Below are 811 nucleotides of genomic sequence, written 5' to 3' on the forward strand. Positions count from 1 at the left end.
CGCTCCGCCTCCGCCCGCGCGCGCTCGGCCGTCCTGCGCTCCGCGTCGGCGTCGCGGCGGCGGCGCGCGCGCTCGGCCCAGCGGCGGACCTCAGCCTCGACGTCGCGCAGCGGCGTCACCACCGGCGGTCCGCCGAGCAGCTGGCGCCGGGCCGCGACGATCCGTGCGTTGAACTCCGCGACCGCCGCGCGCACCTGGTCCGGACCGGCCAGGCGGTCGAGGCGCTGGTCGAGGACGGCGTCGTCCGTGCGGAGCTGGAGCGCCTCGGGCAGCACGCCCGTGATGCGCTCGCGCTCGACGAGTCCCTTGAGCCACCAGTCGGGGTCGTGGCGCCCGTCGATGCTCGGGATCGGCTTGCCCGCGAGCGGGAGGTCGTCGAACTGGCCGCGCGCGATGACCTGCCGGACGAGCTCGTCGACCCACTCACCGCGCCGGTCCATGCGCCCGCGCCCGTCGAGCTGCGACACGGGGGCCGCGGCGCCGTCCGGCTCCGCGCCCTGCGGCACGTCGGCGTCCTGCTCGACCAGGCGGTCCACCTGGTACCGGGCCACCGAGCGCATCGGGTCCTCGTCGTGGTCCATGCGCCCTCCCTGGGTCCGACGATAGGCGCCGGCACTCGCGGCGCCCACCCCGCGCGTCGTCCGCGGCGGGGCCTAGCCTCGTGGAACGGCGGTGTGCGGCGGACGGGCGGGACGGTGCGATGGGCGCGGACGAGGAACCGTGGTCGGCGGTGGCCGAGGGCTGGTCGCAGCTGTGGGGCCCCAGCGGCGCGCCCGTGTGGCCGGTGCTGCTGGGGACGACCGGTGTCGGC

General features: G+C 77.9%; 1 protein-coding gene. It reads right to left on the reverse strand.

The window, feature by feature from the left end; all coding sequences use genetic code 11:
• On the reverse strand, positions 1-581 hold a 581-nt coding region (locus tag IDM29_RS16875; protein ID WP_188037859.1), incomplete at its 3' end, for a DUF1992 domain-containing protein.
• Positions 582-811: the final 230 nt, after the last annotated feature.

The sequence above is a fragment of the Actinotalea sp. JY-7885 genome, assembly GCF_014525465.1.
Classification (GTDB): domain Bacteria; phylum Actinomycetota; class Actinomycetes; order Actinomycetales; family Cellulomonadaceae; genus Actinotalea.